Genomic DNA, 15556 nt, shown 5'->3' on the forward strand with positions numbered 1-15556 from the left:
TGTTTTTATATGTATAAATATTAATGAAAATGCTTCGGGAAAGCATCTCTGGGTTCTTTTCTGAAAACATTCAGCTTTATCCAGGACTCAAGAAATCCATAGCCATAAGAGAACATTTGCACATAGGTTGTAACTACTGCAAGCGCGCCAATAGAAATATTGCGTGTAATCAGGGTAGCGTGGGCAAAAACTAAAAATGTATAAAGTCCGTACAGGCTCAGAATAATTCCGTTATGCTCAAAGAAATAATGAATAATTCCCATACAATAACCAACTAAGAAAACGCTTGGAAACCAAAAGGTGAGCTTCGTATAAGCCGGATGTCTTTGATTAAGAATAGGACGTGCTACTCCAAACTGATAAACCTGTTTTGAAAATTTCCCCAAATCAGTACGGCGTTTATGGTAAACTCCTATATGATCAAAGAAAGCGGTCTGATATCCTTTTTCCCATAAGGTCATAGACAAATCCGGATCTTCTCCGATTCTCATCTCAGAAAACCCACCTACTTCCAGAAATACAGCTTTCTTGACTCCCATATTGAAACTACGGGGTTGAAACTTGCTTACCGCTTTTTTATTCCCTCTGATCCCACCTGTAGTAAATACAGAAGTCATGGAATAAGAAATTGCCTTTTGCAACAGATTGAAGCCTTTATGCGCTTTATCTGCTCCACCAAAAGCATCGGTAGGAATTTCGTCTATATTTTTGCAAACCTGTTCTATATAATCAGTTTCTACAATAACATCAGAGTCTAAGAACACCAACCACTCGCCTTCTGCACGATGTGCACCATAATTACGGGAAAGTCCGGGACCTGTATTTTCTTTTTTGAAATACCTAATAGTAAGCATTTCCTTAAACATATCAACCGTAGGCTGTAATTCTATTTTGGATCCATCATCTACAATAATTACTTCAAAATCTTTATATGTCTGGTGGGACAAACTGTTAAGAAGCTCAAAAAGCTCATCTTTTCGGTTAAATATTGCAACAACAATGGATATTTTCATGTTTTATTTAGTTTACAGATTCCGTTATCAATGGCTAGTTCTTAAGCCTAATGGCAAAAATTACTTACGCTTCTGCTATTTTATGTACCTTTTTTGTTCCTTCATACATTTCATATTGAAGGAAACGACATTCCAGTTTTCCGTTAAATAATTTTATTTTTCGGGACGGGCGAAGACCTATTTTTTTCACAGCCTCTAAGTCTGCTGAAATCATCCATGCTAAAGTATTAGGATAATGGGTTTTGAATGTATCTCCTATTTTTTTATAAAATTCTTCATCAGAAATACTCAGACGCTCGTCATAAGGAGGATTAAACACCATTAACAATGGGAACATATCCTTTTCTGAATCAAAGAAATTTTTCTTTTTCACGGTAATAATATCATCCATTTCTGCCGCTTTGATATTCTTCCAAGCAACATCCAATGCATCTTCATTTATATCATAACCAACAATTTTCCCTTCAAACGCTTTCACCCTGTTAATTCTGAATTCTTTTATCTTTTCGAATAATTCTGCATCGTAGTTCTTCCAGTTCATAAAACCGAATTCTTTTCTGAAGATTTGCGCAGGTAAGTCCATTGCCACCATTCCGGCCTCTATAAGAAGAGTTCCCGACCCGCACATCGGATCCAGGAAATTTCCTTTTCCATCCCAACCTGCCAGCTGAAGCATTCCTGCTGCCAATACTTCATTGATAGGAGCCGCAGTCTGCTCTTTTCTGTAACCACGCTTAAATAATGGTGCTCCACTACTATCCATAGAAATAGTAACCAGTTCTCGATCGATATGAAGGTGGAATTTGATATCCGGATTTTTTGTATCAATAGACGGACGCTTTCTGTGCTTTGCCACAAAATAATCAACAATAGCATCTTTCATCTTCAGTGTCATAAACTGAGAATGGCTGTAGCGTTCAGAATATACAGTTGCATCTATAGCAAAAGTCTGGTCTGCATCCATATACTCATCCCATGGAAACTTAAATAATTTATCGTAATATTTACTTTCGTTAAATGCTTTAAATGTAAGTACCGGGACCAAAATTTTGAGTGCTGTACGCAAGGAATAATTAATCTTATATAGAAATCCTAAATCTCCCATACAGTTCACTGCACGGTTTTTAACCTCTACATTTTTTCCACCTAATTTTTTAATTTCCTCTGCCAAAACATTTTCCAGTCCAAAAAATGTTTTCACCTGTATTTCCAGATCCCCTGTTTGCATAATATTGTAAGTATTTTGCAAAAATAGACATTTTAAACCGGCTATTTTTCTTTTTCCTTACAATTCGGACAATAACCAGATACAAATGCATTAACTCCGGCGATATGATAATCTCCCGGAAGATTTACATTAATCTCTTCTGTCATGCATTTTACCTTTTTACATTTCAAACAGCGAAAATGAAAATGATTGTGATCTTTTCCATCACAGGGTTTACACAATGCAAAATATTGTTTTCCTTCATCACTTATAATTCGGTGTACAATTCCGTCCTCACAAAAGCTATTTAGAATTCTGTAAATAGTAGCCCTATCTACAGTTTCCTGCAGGCGATTCTGAAACTCTTCATGACACAATGCGCAAGGTTCTGATTCCAGAATATCCAAAACCAGCTGCTTCGATTTTGTATTTCTTTTTCCCATGAATAAAAAATTAATGCGACAATGTTGCAATATTAGCGATTTTTTTTAATAAATTTGCATACTATTAAAAATTAAAACAGAATGGATTGGTTCGAAAGTTGGTTCAACACCCCGTATTATCATATTTTATATAAAGACAGGGACTTTGTTGAAGCCGAAAATTTCATTGATAAGCTACTGGCTGAAATCAGGTTACCACAACATTCTACGATCATAGACCTGGCGTGCGGCCACGGGAGACATTCTGTATACCTTAATCAAAAAGGTTATACAGTATTAGGACTGGATTTATCTGAAGCCAGTATCAGTTTCGATAAACAATTCGAAAACGAAACACTAAGCTTCCGTGTACACGATATGAGAAATCCTATTCAGGGCGAGAAAGTAGATGCTGTGATGAATCTCTTTACAAGTTTTGGGTATTTTGATCAGGACGATGATGATGGAAAGGTTTTTGAATCTGTAGCACAGGCATTAAAACCTGGAGGATTATTTGTTTTGGATTTTCTGAATGCAGATTATGTAGAACATACTTTAGTACCTGAATCGTTAATTGTTAAAGACGACATTTCTTTCAGTATTCACAAAAAAATTGATAACAAAAGAGTTATAAAAGATATCCGCTTTAGCGACAATGGCCAGGATTTCCATTATGAAGAGAAAGTAAAGCTTCACTCTTTTGAAAAATTAAAATCACTGGCAGAGAAACATCAGCTTTCTTATGTCACCAGATGGGGCGATTATCAGCTAGGCTCGTTGTCAGATAACTCTCCGCGTTGCATTATATTATTTCAGAAAAAATAGATGGTTTATTTACTTCTTATACTCAGCGTCCTTTCAGGTATTACCTTAGGATTTTACTTTGGCAGACAGCAGAAGTTTGCCAAAAGATTGCTCATACTCAGTGCCGGCTTTTTGCTAAGCATGACGGTTATGGAAGTATTTCCGGTTGTATTTCAGACTCCTTCACACAATATAGGGATGTGGATTCTGGGAGGTGTTATCCTGCAGCTGATATTAGAAAGCCTTACCAAAGGCTTTGAACATGGCCATTTCCATCACCATGAAGAGGAAAAACAAATCTTCCCGATGGCACTGATTGCCGGAATGTTTATCCATGCTTTTATAGAAGGTATACCTTTAAGCAAAATGCCGAATACTGTAACACCATATTTACAGGGAATATTGGTACATAATATTCCTATATCTTTTGTTATGGGAGCCTTCCTGCTTAATGGCAGCTATAATAAAAAAATTGCATGGACAGTAATCGGATTATTTGCATTAGCATCACCGCTCGGAATGCTTCTGGGGCAATATTTTAATCCGGATTATCAAATCTATATTTTGGCAATCGTGAGTGGTATTTTCCTTCATATCTCATCTGTTATTATTTTTGAAGGCAATAAAAACCACAAACTGGATTTGGAAAAAATTGCATTAGTGCTCTTGGGAATAGGTATTGCTTACGTAGGGCATCTTTTCCATCACCACTAAATTTACAGTCTTTATTACGGTTTCCCGTAACCAAGGGCCAGATAAAATATCTATCTTTGATGATAACCAGAATGCTTTAATTCATTACGGATTAAAGCATTTTTTATTGATACGGAAACAAACCAATAATACATGAAATTATTAAAATTTACTGCCTTATTTTTACTTAGCATTTCGCTAGCAAACTGCTCTTCCGACCGTGAAGTAACTACTGTCACTAATCCTGAAGTCAAACCAGATCCGACAGCAAAACCAGAAGATAAAAAAATTCTGATACCGAGTTCTTTTGAATTAGTAAAAGACAGTGTTTGGAGCGATTCAAAAACCCATACAATTACAGTGTCGACAGACAGAGTTCATCAGTCATTTTTACAAGAGAGTTTATATATAGGACAGCTTGTACAAAACAAAAACGGAAAAATATCAGGCACCGATACAAAGGCGGAAAACCCTCTTAATCTCGACACCAGCTTTAGGTATAATGACCAGTTTCTAATAAAGGATATCGCAGATATCAAGAATAGTTATCTGAAATTATATAATAATCTCATTGCTAAATATTCCGGGATGAATTCCTCAAATTCGGCTTTCTTTTCTTCAAGTACAGAATTTCAGTCATACCGACAGCTGTATATGTTAACCGTAGACAAGTTTCCCGATGTAGACAAACTTATACTAGGAAAGAAGTATTATGAACAGGACCATAAAACCAAAGGTGCAATATATGAACTAAAGCTTGAAGCTTTCGACATTGCTGTTCCTACAAGTGACTCTTATTCCGATGCACTTCATCTTTCCATGGTTTCTTTTGGTAAACATTTATTATTAATTGTTGAGAGTGAAGCTGAAAAAACAGCTATCAATTCCGTTGTCAATGCATTATTAAATAAACAACCTTTAAACGCTGATCAAAAATCACTAATAGATAAAGCCAATTTCTATTGTGTGAATCTCGCTACCAAGGAGATAACAAAAGGTAAGGAAAATGTTGTAGACAAATATATAGCAAGTGCGGAAAGCAAAGAATACTATCCGTTATGGACATTCTATTCAACAGCTAACAATTCCAAAAAAATCAAACTGAAATACGATATCCGATAGGACTCATTTTATAAAAAAAATCCTGCAAAATATTTTGCAGGATTTTTTTTATAGTAAAGATCTTCTTAAAATCTGTATCCTAATGTGATAAAGATATTGTTTTGTTGGTTCTTAACAGAAGAAACTATTGATCTTGAATTATTAACGCCTTCACTTGCTACGCTTGTATTAGTCGCATAAGTCCCTCCAAAAAATTCGTTATTATAATCGTACTTTACATTCTGATATGCTGCATCAATATAAAACGAACGGAAATCATACCCAATACCCAAACCTAAAGTATTTCTCTTACCTACATATAAGTTATTATAGTTGGTATCAGCTTGGTTTCCATCATTACTAAATGTCTTTACTGTTCTGTCATCAAAAGGATTATTAGCAAAAGCATAACCTGCTCTCAAACGCAAACCTTCAAATCTATACTCCGCTCCCACTTTAAATTCAGACAAATTCTTATAATAATCGTTAAAGAAATTATTCAAATTATTATTTACAGTATTAGACGTTGTGTATTTAGGCTTAGATATTCCTATTGTATAGTCTACATTAAATGCAAAATCCTTAGATGGAATTATTGCCGCACTGAAAGTAGCTTTTGCAGGAGAACGGAAATCTCTACGCTCATTATAGATATCAACTGATGTAATAGGTCCTTTATCTTGAGAAGCAGAATATTCTGTATAAGCCCTATCCATATTCCACCATGTTGGTGATTCTAAAGATGCTCCTAAACGGAATTCCTCAGTAACCTTACCAATAATACCCGCAGAAATAGAGAAACCACTGGAAGATTCTGTATATGGAGTGTATTGTTTGTTATAAATAGTGGTCTTACCATCTGAAGCATATTGAACTCTGTAAGAGTCTCCCTGATCAAGATCCGCAGTATGGAAATTAAGCCCCATACCTACATAGATTTTGTTATTATAGTTACCACCTACCGTAAGATTGGTTTTTGTTAAATGACCTGTCCTGTTATATCCATGACCATCATACATGGATCTGTCATTAATCTGCTGCCCCTGCTGATTTGTCCATGTAATATTCTCAGCAATCTTATTGTTTCCTGGAGTTTCAATATAATCATCCAAATTCTGATTTATATAACTCATTCCAATATTTACAAACTTCCAGTTGCTTCCATAAAGAGGAAATGATACTACTCCACCTAACTGATTAAGATTTGTATTATTTTTCTTATAAGAAAGACTTGAATTATTTAATGTTGATGTATTTTTATAGGAATTGATACCTAATGTCCCCTGAAAATCGCCTGTAATATAAACTCCGACACCTGCAGGGTTAACATTAGCCGCAGAAATATCTCCGCCTATTGCTCCCATAGCTCCGGCCATACCCATATATTTAGCAGACCCTTGTGTCATATTGTTACCATAAACAGTAGCCGTATTGCGAATTTCTGAAACATCCTGAGCATGCAGAAACAATGCTGCTGGAAGGCTCATTAACAAAACTATTTTTTTATGCATCTTTATTTTCTTTAACTAATTTAATATTATACTATATCCTTAATATTTAGAAAGACTTTGAAATTATCTTCTTCCTCCAGTTCTGAAGCCGCCACCGCCGCCACCAGAACTTCCTGCAGATCCGCCGCCAAAGCCACCGCCGCCTCTGCCACCAGTACTGAAGCCATTATTGCTTCTAAAGCCTGAGTCAGAAGGTCTGTTATTCCAACCTTGATTCGTAGGTCTTTCCCCAAATCCTGAGTTTCTGAAACCATTGTTAGAACGATCCTGGTATCCGTTACCATTATTTCCACGGAAACTGCCATTATTATAACCGCCATTATTACGGAAACCATTTCTGCTTCTGTCTATATAATCAGAATCTCTGGTTTTATATCTAGGTGCATAATAGCCACCACCTGCCCACGGGCGGTAGTAACCTCCCCAATAATGAGGTCTGTATGCATAGTAAGGATAGCCCCAGAACGGATCATAGAAGCCTCCCATACCCCAGCCTGGATAGTAACCTCCTCCCCAGCCAAAGCCGATGTTCCAACCCCAGCCCGGATAGCCCCAGCCATAAGATGCACCCCAACCAAAACCTAGACCTCCACCATAGTATGATCCGTAGAATGGAGATCTCCATCCACCCCAACCATAAGGATAGCCCCAACCGCCATAAAAGCTATTGTCGGTATAATAGGTTTGTGTTCCGGTAAAGTCACCCCAATCGGAATCTGTTTTTTTATTACCCCAGTTCTGGTATTTTGTCTGTTGTTTTTTCTGATTGTACTGGCTTTGTCTTACAATACTAGTGTCATAAGATTCATCCTCATCGTCACCATATGAATAGTAGCCACCTACCTGATTACCGGCTGTTCTTGTGTCATACTGTGGTACAGTATCTCTTCTCGGATCATAATAGGCCCCGTCTGTCTCAGAATATCCGTTCATATAAGCACCGCATGAGGTTAAAAGTCCCAATGCAGACGCTCCCAGCAACACATTGCTTTTCAGCAGTTTGCCCATACCAATTATAGTTTTATTTTTCATGATAATTACAGAGCTTAATTTTATTAATATATTTGCAAAATGAATTGCTAAAATTATACCAAATTATACAAAATCAATGGTATAAAATTACAATTTATTATTTAGATAATTTTTTCTAAAAAAAGTTAAATTAATTGAGATACGCAATATGGCAAAATTAACTTCAAGAGCTGAAGATTATAGCAAGTGGTACAACGAGTTAGTGGTAAAAGCAGATTTAGCAGAAAACTCTGGTGTCAGAGGATGTATGGTTATTAAACCGTACGGTTATGCAATCTGGGAAAAAATGAGAGATGAGATGGACAGAATGTTCAAAGAAACAGGCCATCAGAATGCTTACTTCCCCATTTTCGTGCCCAAAAGCTTGTTTGAGGCTGAAGAAAAAAACGCAGAAGGCTTTGCCAAAGAGTGTGCAGTGGTTACCCACTACAGATTAAAAAGCGATCCTAATAATCCGGGAAAACTAATTGTAGATCCTGAGGCTAAGCTTGAAGAAGAACTTATTGTAAGACCAACTTCTGAAGCAATTATCTGGAATACTTACAAAAACTGGATTCAGTCTTACAGAGATTTACCAATATTAATTAACCAATGGGCAAATGTTGTTCGTTGGGAGATGAGAACACGTCTGTTCCTGAGAACTGCTGAATTCTTGTGGCAAGAAGGGCATACTGCACATGCTACAAAAGATGAAGCTGTTGAAGAAACAGAAAAAATGCTTGGAGTGTATGCTGACTTCGCGGAAAGATTTATGGCTATTCCGGTTGTACAGGGTTATAAAACTGAGAGTGAAAGATTCGCCGGCGCTGACGAAACCTACTGTATCGAAGCAATGATGCAGGATGGAAAAGCACTACAAGCGGGTACATCTCACTTTCTGGGACAAAACTTTTCAAAAGCATTTGATGTAAAATTCACTAATAAAGAAGGAAAGCAGGATTTCCCATGGGCTACTTCCTGGGGAACTTCTACCCGTCTAATGGGAGCGTTGATTATGACACACTCCGATGACAACGGATTGGTACTTCCTCCTAGCTTAGCTCCAATTCCGGTTGTGATTGTTCCTATTCACAGAACAGACGAACAACTTGCTGAAATCGGAGATGTTGCAGATGATATCATTGCTAAATTAAAAGCAAAAGGAATCTATGTAAAATATGATGACAGAAACGAATACAAACCAGGCTGGAAGTTTGCTGAATACGAACTAAAAGGTGTGCCGGTAAGAGTAGCAATCGGGCCTAAAGATCTGGAAAATCAAACTGTAGAAGTAGCACGCCGTGATACCCTTACCAAGGAAATTGTTCCGATTGAAGGTTTGGATCAGTATATTACAGATTTGCTTCAGACAATTCAACAGGATATTTTTAACAAAGCAAAATCTTTCAGAGACGAGCATATTACCAAAGTAGATACTTATGAAGAGTTCAAAAAGGTATTAGAAGAAAAAGGCGGATTTATTTCTGCGCACTGGGACGGCACTCCGGAAGAAGAAGAGCAGATTAAAGACGAAACTAAAGCTACAATCAGATGTATTCCTTTGGATGCGGAAGAGGAAGATGGTGTTTCTCTTGTTACTGGTAAACCATCTAAAAGAAGAGTATTATTTGCAAAAGCTTATTAATAATTTTCAGATATTATATATTAAGACACTTCTTCGGAAGTGTCTTTCTTATTTCTGCTTCTATCAGAATCCGGATTCCATTTCTTTCATGTATAGATTGTCAGGAAGAAAAGCTTTCACTTTTTAACACGCTTAAAAATTTTTACAATTACTGGAGCATTCTCTATTTCCACCGGATTATTGTTTTTGTTCCATAATACCAGTTGCTGACGGAAGTACAATTTACCTTTTATTACTTTCATTTCGATTTTAGAGTCATTTCTATGATAATACGGAGGTATAATAAGCTTACCATTCTTTATCTGTGCCCGAAAATGCTCTTCCGGAGCCTCACCTGTTCCAACATCTATAAAATTTGCATAATCTTTACCCTTTTCAAATTTTAGAATTATAGTACTGCTGTAATGTTTCCTTTTATAAATCCATGTTCCTTCAAAATCTGCTTTTATTTGTGGGGATACTAAGGTTTGGGCAAATACAGTTATATTACTTAACAATACAATTATAACAGCTAAGTGTGTTTTCATCCTAGTTATCTTTTACAGACTGACGCCTTTTTCATAAATGTACAAAAACAAAAAATATTCTGTTACAATCATATTCAAACTAATTAAATTCAAAAATTTTTCTATTTCTAATTGCATTATTTTATTCCTTTATCAATAAAACCAAGATGACGTTTTAATGCAGGCTGGCAATAAATATTTGCAAAAAAAATACCTGCTTTTCATTCACAATCCTGTATTAAAATATTCTTAAAGTTTCATTTTCAGCAATTTAATTGAAAAAAAATTACTTATTTTTGATATATTAACTTTTAAACTAAACTATTATGTCTGTAAACATTATTGATCTTGTAAAAAATTATCTTTCACCTGGCGTAGTATCTCAGACAGCTACTCAGCTTGGAGAAAGTGAATCCGGAGTATCTAAAGCTATCAGCGCTTTTCTACCCGTACTAGTTGGTGGTATTGCCGATAAAGCAGGTAGTACTCCCGGATTATTGGACCAGCTAAAAGGATTGGCTTCTGGCGGAATTCTTTCCAGTTTGGGATCTGGAGGGGGTAATTCTGTAGTATCTGGTATTATCTCTTCTATCTTTGGCGATAAAATCGGTGGAATCTTATCCTCTGTATCCAGTTTTGCCGGTATTAAAGAATCATCTGCACAATCACTTTTAGGACTGACATCAGATGCTACTTTAGGTACTATTGGTAAATACGCAGCAGATAACAACCTAGATGAATCCGGATTTACCAACCTTCTTTCCGGCCAAAAAAGCTGGATTTCTTCTTTATTACCTGCCGGACTTTCACTAAGCGCATTAGGCTTGGGGGGAATTTTCAGTGGACTTGGTGAAAAAGCTGAAGATGTAAAAGAAGCTGTTACTGAAAAAATTGAAGACATTAAAAATGTATTTACAGGAAATGAAGAGACTCCTGAAGTTACCAGATCCGGAAATACATACACTCCGCCTCCTGCAGGAAATAACGGCGGTGGTGGTTCTGTATGGAAATGGTTGTTGCCATTGATCCTTTTAGGATTAATAGGCTGGTTCCTGTGGAAGCAGTGTAAAGCAAAAGAAAACTCTACAACAACAGTTACAACTACAGAAAGTACTTCTTCAGGTACTACACCTCAGGATAGTGCAAAAACAAGCACTACAACTACTACTAAAGAGACAACTACAATTGATGTAAAAGGAGCCTCTTTACAAGGATTTAAAGGTGGTATGGAAGAAAGTATGGTTAACTTCCTTAACTCCGGAAAATATGCTACTACTGATGACGAAGCGTTAAAAACTACATGGTATAACTTCGACAATGTTAACTTTGTAATTGGTAAAGCAGATAAACTTGAGGCTGGTTCTGAAGGACAAATCCAGAACATAGCTACTATTCTGAAAGCTTTTCCTGATGCTAAAATCAAAATCGGTGGTTACACAGATAAAACAGGAAACGAAGCCAGCAACCTGAAATTATCTCAGGACAGAGCTAACTTCATCAAAGCTGAGTTAACAAAATTAGGTGTAGGCGGACAAATCCTTGAAGCAAAAGGTTATGGAAGCGAACATGCTACAGTTGCTGCAACTGCATCTAACGAAGAAAGAGCTGTTGACAGAAAAATGGCTGTAAGATTTGCAAAATAAGCATCTCATTTACAATACTTAACCGCTCACCATGAGCGGTTTTTTTGTGTTCAATTCTTTCTTTTTAGATTATTTTAGTAATTTTGTTAGATTAAACTAACTTTTCATTTTTAATGACGGATAAATCTCTTCACGAAATACACGAAACAATTGATACCAAAAAACTTACCGGATGGAGACGGATTCTTAGTTTTTTTGGCCCCGCACTTTTAGTTAGTATTGGCTATATGGATCCAGGTAACTGGGCAACAGACCTGGAAGCCGGTTCCAGATTTGGTTACAAACTATTATTTGTGCTTTTGCTTTCTAATCTTATGGCCTTGGTATTACAAAGTCTTTCAGCAAGACTGGGTATTGTAAAGAGAAAAGACTTAGCACAGATTAATAAAACAATATATCCCCGAAAACTCAATTTCATTCTTTATATTCTGGCAGAAATAGCCATTATTGCGACTGACCTAGCAGAAGTACTCGGAATGGCATTAGGTCTGAAACTCTTGTTCGGAATAGATCTGATCTGGGGGGTACTTATCACTTTTGTGGACACTTTATTAATACTATATCTGCAAAAATTGGGTGTAAGAAAAATTGAAAGCTTTATCCTTGGATTAATCTTTATTATTGCCGGTGCATTTGTTTTCCAGCTTATTCTTTCACAGCCGGATATTGCCAGTATTACTGGTGGATTAGTTCCTAAAAAGTTAAGTACTGAAGAGCTTTATATATCCATTGGGATTATCGGTGCCACAGTAATGCCTCACAACTTGTATCTCCACTCTTCGCTTGTACAGTCCCGGAAAATAAACGATGATGAAAAAAGTATTAAGGAATCGCTGAAATACAATTTTTGGGATTCTGCAATATCATTAAACTTCGCTTTCTTTGTAAATGCGGCAATTCTTATTTTGGCTGCCAGCACATTTCATAATTCAGGTAATCAGGAACTCAACTCCATTACTGATGCCTACAAAATGTTGGCTCCGGTTCTGAATAACAATTTTGCACCAGTTGCATTTGCTATTGCACTAATTGCAGCTGGGCAATCCTCTACCGTTACAGGAACACTGGCAGGACAAATTGTTATGGAAGGTTATCTGAATATTAAAATCAACCCGTTTATTCGTCAGTTAATTACCAGATTACTGGCTATCATTCCGTCTATTTTGGTTATCATACTCTATGGAGATGACAAATCGGAATCGCTATTGGTATTCTCTCAGGTAATATTAAGCTTACAACTGAGCTTTGCTATTATACCTCTTATCTTCAGTGTAAGCTCCGAAAAGATTATGAAGAACTTCAGAATCGGTCTACCATTACGGATCACATCCTGGGGTATTGCAGTATTAATATGCGGACTTAATCTGTTTTGGCTTGTATCCTATACTTTCGAAGGCTTCAGCAATCTTTCTTTTGGTATAAAACTGCTGCATATTCTCGGAATTGTAGCTTTTATAACGCTCCTGTTTTACACATGTTACTATCCACTTAAAAAGGAAAAGTCTGCCTAAATGTCCTAAAATATATTTTGGCGTTATCTTTGTGAAAATGACTTTAAAATATATCAATAATGGACGAAAATAAGGAAATACAGGCAGAAGAGACTACGCCAAATGAAAATATAGAGAACAACGATACTACATCTACTGAAAATTTGTCAGCAACTCCGTCAGCTGAGGACCAATTGGCAGAAGAAAAAGATCGTTACATCCGACTTTATGCTGAGTTCGAAAACTATAAAAAGAGAACCACTAAAGAAAAGATGGACTTTTTCAAATATGCTAATCAGGATCTTATGGTTTCCATGCTTGCTGTTTTAGACGATTTTGAAAGAGCTATAAAGGAGATTTCTAAAAATGGCAATCCTGAAGATCTTAAAGGTATAGAACTTATTTACCAGAAATTTAAAGGTAAATTAACTGAAAAAGGCCTTGTTACTATCGAGGTACAGGCAGGAGACAGCTTTGATGTAGACAAGCATGAAGCTATTACACAAATCCCTGCTCCTTCAGACGATTTAAAAGGTAAAATCGTAGATGTTATAGAGACTGGTTATATGCTTCACGATAAAGTAATTCGTTTCGCGAAAGTAGTAGTAGGAGCATAATTCCAATATAATTCTGAAGTAAGAAAATGACAAAAAGAGATTACTATGAGGTATTAGGCATTAGCAAATCTGCTTCTGCTGATGAGATCAAGAAGGCTTACCGTAAAATGGCTATAAAGTTTCACCCGGATAAAAATCCTGGTGATAAAGAAGCTGAAGAAAACTTTAAAGAGGCTGCTGAAGCCTATGAAGTTCTAAGCGATGATAATAAACGTGCCCGTTATGACCAGTATGGTCATGCTGGTGTTGGCGGAGCAGCTGGTGGCGGCTTTGGCGGCGGAATGAACATGGATGATATTTTCAGTCAGTTTGGAGATATATTCGGTGGACATTTTGGCGGCTTTGGTGGTTTCGGCGGCGGCGGACGTCAGCAGGTAAAAGGAAGCAACCTCAGAGTAAGAATAAAATTAAACCTTGACGAAATGGTAAATGGTACAACCAAAACCATCAAGGTAAAGAAAATGAAATTGGCACCCGGAGTAACTTCTAAAACCTGTCCAACATGTCAGGGAAGCGGTGTACAGATGAAGATAATGAACACTATGTTCGGACAGATGCAAACGCAGACAACCTGCGGAACATGTAACGGACTAGGGAAAGTTGCAGACAAAATTCCTTCAGGAGCTAACGAACATGGTCTGATAAAAGATGATGAGGAAATCAGTATCAACATACCAGCGGGAGCAAGAGATGGCATTCAGCTGAATGTTCGCGGAAAAGGTAACGATGCCCCTTTTGGCGGAACTCCAGGAGATCTTTTAGTTGTTATTGAAGAAGAAGAAGACAACACTATAAAGCGTGAAGGCGATAACCTGCACCAGGAACTTTATATCTCTTTTGCTGAAGCAGCATTGGGAACTTCTAAAGAAATTCCGACAGTGGGTGGAAAAGTAAAAGTAAAAATCGATGCCGGAACACAATCCGGAAAGATACTTCGTTTAGCGAACAAAGGATTACCAAGCATCGACAGCTACGGAAAAGGTGACATGTTTGTACATATCAATGTATGGACGCCTCAGAAACTTTCTAAAGAGCAAAAAGAATTCTTCGAAAATCAAATGGAATCTGATGAAATGATTCCGAAACCAACAGGAAAGGAAAAAACTTTCTTTGAAAAGGTAAAAGACTTATTTAATTAAGTTATACATAAGTCAACTTTACAATAGCCTGCTTTTTAGCAGGCTTTTTTATGCATAATCCTTGAATCATTCGATCATCATATGATTTTCACCACTTGTGGTCCATTAAAAATGTTAAACTTATCTAAATATTAATGCGACATTATTGCATTTATAAATAAAGATATTATATTCGCAACTAAGTTGCATTTAAAAAGATAATATTATTCCTATTTTTAAAACCGATCTGTTATGATGTTTCCGCAAGTCTTAAAAAATACGTCTTATCTTAACTACCGTAATGACGATGTTCTGTCTCATTTTTCATGTTTATATAATCTCCCCGCTGAAGAAATTGAAGAACTCTTTCAGGAGACAAAAAAATATATTGCAATTTGTACACAGCCCGGAATATACATCAATGACGATATGCTGATTATAGAGGAGATGTGGAATAGCTTTATTGTGTTTACTTCCGCTTATACCGAATTTTGTCAGCGTTTTTTTAACCGCTTTGTCCATCATACCCCCTTGCAAAAGAGGAGCAAAACCGAATATATCAATTCCCAAATTATTTGTGCAGAAGCTAAAAAAGATGAATCTATGCGAAAAAAGGAATTACTAATGAATACAGTCTATGTATTGTGTGGAGAAAAAACTGTTTCAAAATGGTTCAAGGAATATCCGGAAAAGTATACAAAAGAATATATAAGAGCTATCCAGAGATAAAAATTTGTACTCTGCATTTACAACAAAATGAAAGCTTGACATAACA

At 36.5% G+C, this 15556-nt stretch carries 15 protein-coding genes; 9 read left to right on the forward strand and 6 right to left on the reverse strand.

Going from position 1 to position 15556, the window contains the following annotated elements:
* Nucleotides 1-20 precede the first annotated feature (20 nt).
* From ATE49_RS19140 to ATE49_RS19150, 3 genes are all read right to left on the reverse strand, one after another.
* Entirely contained in the window at nt 21-1013 is a 993-nt protein-coding gene (locus ATE49_RS19140; RefSeq protein ID WP_059155048.1) for a glycosyltransferase family 2 protein, read from the reverse strand.
* Between the two features lie 64 nt (nt 1014-1077).
* Entirely contained in the window at nt 1078-2241 is a 1164-nt protein-coding gene (locus ATE49_RS19145; protein WP_059155047.1) for a THUMP domain-containing class I SAM-dependent RNA methyltransferase, read from the reverse strand.
* A 41-nt stretch (nt 2242-2282) separates the two neighbouring features.
* On the reverse strand, nt 2283-2663 hold the full coding sequence (locus tag ATE49_RS19150; protein ID WP_034866388.1) for a Fur family transcriptional regulator: 381 nt from the start codon (nt 2661-2663) through the stop codon (nt 2283-2285).
* Nucleotides 2664-2744: 81 nt separating this feature from the next.
* Between ATE49_RS19150 and ATE49_RS19155 the strand changes: the two genes are divergently transcribed.
* From ATE49_RS19155 to ATE49_RS19165, 3 genes are all read left to right on the forward strand, one after another.
* On the forward strand, nt 2745-3467 hold the full coding sequence (locus ATE49_RS19155) for a class I SAM-dependent methyltransferase (RefSeq protein ID WP_065083415.1): 723 nt from the start codon (nt 2745-2747) through the stop codon (nt 3465-3467).
* The gene (locus ATE49_RS19160) at nt 3468-4160 is read left to right on the forward strand and encodes a ZIP family metal transporter (RefSeq protein ID WP_065083416.1); all 693 of its coding nucleotides are present in this window, start codon (nt 3468-3470) and stop codon (nt 4158-4160) included.
* Between the two features lie 132 nt (nt 4161-4292).
* On the forward strand, nt 4293-5261 hold the full coding sequence (locus tag ATE49_RS19165) for a hypothetical protein (protein WP_065083417.1): 969 nt from the start codon (nt 4293-4295) through the stop codon (nt 5259-5261).
* Nucleotides 5262-5326: 65 nt separating this feature from the next.
* Here ATE49_RS19165 and ATE49_RS19170 read toward each other — a convergent pair whose 3' ends face one another.
* Together ATE49_RS19170 and ATE49_RS19175 are read right to left on the reverse strand one after the other, a co-directional pair.
* Nucleotides 5327-6751, reverse strand: a complete 1425-nt coding sequence (locus ATE49_RS19170; RefSeq protein ID WP_065083418.1) for an OmpP1/FadL family transporter — start codon at nt 6749-6751, stop codon at nt 5327-5329.
* Nucleotides 6752-6814: 63 nt separating this feature from the next.
* The gene (locus ATE49_RS19175) at nt 6815-7759 is read right to left on the reverse strand and encodes a vitellogenin ii (protein ID WP_233174444.1); all 945 of its coding nucleotides are present in this window, start codon (nt 7757-7759) and stop codon (nt 6815-6817) included.
* Between the two features lie 172 nt (nt 7760-7931).
* On the opposite strand from ATE49_RS19175, the gene proS reads away from it, so the two are divergent.
* The gene (gene proS, locus ATE49_RS19180; protein WP_065083420.1) at nt 7932-9407 is read left to right on the forward strand and encodes a proline--tRNA ligase; all 1476 of its coding nucleotides are present in this window, start codon (nt 7932-7934) and stop codon (nt 9405-9407) included.
* 116 nt (nt 9408-9523) lie between these two features.
* Here proS and ATE49_RS19185 read toward each other — a convergent pair whose 3' ends face one another.
* Entirely contained in the window at nt 9524-9934 is a 411-nt protein-coding gene (locus ATE49_RS19185; RefSeq protein WP_065083421.1) for a DUF6705 family protein, read from the reverse strand.
* A gap of 305 nt (nt 9935-10239) precedes the next feature.
* Here ATE49_RS19185 and ATE49_RS19190 point away from each other — a divergent pair, with 305 nt between their 5' ends.
* The 5 genes from ATE49_RS19190 to ATE49_RS19210 all read left to right on the forward strand — a co-directional run bounded on the left by ATE49_RS19190 (nt 10240) and on the right by ATE49_RS19210 (nt 15510).
* Nucleotides 10240-11556: an OmpA family protein gene (locus ATE49_RS19190; protein WP_065083422.1), complete on the forward strand. Its 1317-nt coding sequence runs from the start codon at nt 10240-10242 to the stop codon at nt 11554-11556.
* A 113-nt stretch (nt 11557-11669) separates the two neighbouring features.
* Entirely contained in the window at nt 11670-13067 is a 1398-nt protein-coding gene (locus tag ATE49_RS19195; RefSeq protein WP_065083423.1) for an Nramp family divalent metal transporter, read from the forward strand.
* Between the two features lie 59 nt (nt 13068-13126).
* Nucleotides 13127-13663 (forward strand): nucleotide exchange factor GrpE, encoded by a 537-nt coding sequence (locus ATE49_RS19200; RefSeq protein ID WP_059155037.1) that lies wholly within the window; start codon nt 13127-13129, stop codon nt 13661-13663.
* Between the two features lie 26 nt (nt 13664-13689).
* Nucleotides 13690-14802, forward strand: a complete 1113-nt coding sequence (gene dnaJ, locus ATE49_RS19205; protein ID WP_034869667.1) for a molecular chaperone DnaJ — start codon at nt 13690-13692, stop codon at nt 14800-14802.
* Nucleotides 14803-15033: 231 nt separating this feature from the next.
* A complete protein-coding gene (locus ATE49_RS19210) occupies nt 15034-15510 on the forward strand; it encodes a glycine-rich domain-containing protein (protein ID WP_234108047.1) in 477 nt (158 codons plus the stop codon).
* Nucleotides 15511-15556 lie beyond the last annotated feature (46 nt).

The sequence above is a fragment of the Elizabethkingia miricola genome (genome assembly GCF_001675285.1).
Lineage (GTDB): Bacteria > Bacteroidota > Bacteroidia > Flavobacteriales > Weeksellaceae > Elizabethkingia > Elizabethkingia miricola.

What these genes read in the sequence shown, in the direction of transcription:
- ATE49_RS19140 (WP_059155048.1), bottom strand. Translation starts at nt 1,013, where the DNA reads ATGAAAATATCCATTGTTGTTGCAATATTTAACCGAAAAGATGAGCTT.
- ATE49_RS19145 (WP_059155047.1), bottom strand. Translation starts at nt 2,241, where the DNA reads ATGCAAACAGGGGATCTGGAAATACAGGTGAAAACATTTTTTGGACTG.
- ATE49_RS19150 (WP_034866388.1), bottom strand. Translation starts at nt 2,663, where the DNA reads ATGGGAAAAAGAAATACAAAATCGAAGCAGCTGGTTTTGGATATTCTG.
- ATE49_RS19155 (WP_065083415.1), top strand. Translation starts at nt 2,745, where the DNA reads ATGGATTGGTTCGAAAGTTGGTTCAACACCCCGTATTATCATATTTTA.
- ATE49_RS19160 (WP_065083416.1), top strand. Translation starts at nt 3,468, where the DNA reads ATGGTTTATTTACTTCTTATACTCAGCGTCCTTTCAGGTATTACCTTA.
- ATE49_RS19165 (WP_065083417.1), top strand. Translation starts at nt 4,293, where the DNA reads ATGAAATTATTAAAATTTACTGCCTTATTTTTACTTAGCATTTCGCTA.
- ATE49_RS19170 (WP_065083418.1), bottom strand. Translation starts at nt 6,751, where the DNA reads ATGCATAAAAAAATAGTTTTGTTAATGAGCCTTCCAGCAGCATTGTTT.
- ATE49_RS19175 (WP_233174444.1), bottom strand. Translation starts at nt 7,759, where the DNA reads ATGGGCAAACTGCTGAAAAGCAATGTGTTGCTGGGAGCGTCTGCATTG.
- proS (WP_065083420.1), top strand. Translation starts at nt 7,932, where the DNA reads ATGGCAAAATTAACTTCAAGAGCTGAAGATTATAGCAAGTGGTACAAC.
- ATE49_RS19185 (WP_065083421.1), bottom strand. Translation starts at nt 9,934, where the DNA reads ATGAAAACACACTTAGCTGTTATAATTGTATTGTTAAGTAATATAACT.
- ATE49_RS19190 (WP_065083422.1), top strand. Translation starts at nt 10,240, where the DNA reads ATGTCTGTAAACATTATTGATCTTGTAAAAAATTATCTTTCACCTGGC.
- ATE49_RS19195 (WP_065083423.1), top strand. Translation starts at nt 11,670, where the DNA reads ATGACGGATAAATCTCTTCACGAAATACACGAAACAATTGATACCAAA.
- ATE49_RS19200 (WP_059155037.1), top strand. Translation starts at nt 13,127, where the DNA reads ATGGACGAAAATAAGGAAATACAGGCAGAAGAGACTACGCCAAATGAA.
- dnaJ (WP_034869667.1), top strand. Translation starts at nt 13,690, where the DNA reads ATGACAAAAAGAGATTACTATGAGGTATTAGGCATTAGCAAATCTGCT.
- ATE49_RS19210 (WP_234108047.1), top strand. Translation starts at nt 15,034, where the DNA reads ATGATGTTTCCGCAAGTCTTAAAAAATACGTCTTATCTTAACTACCGT.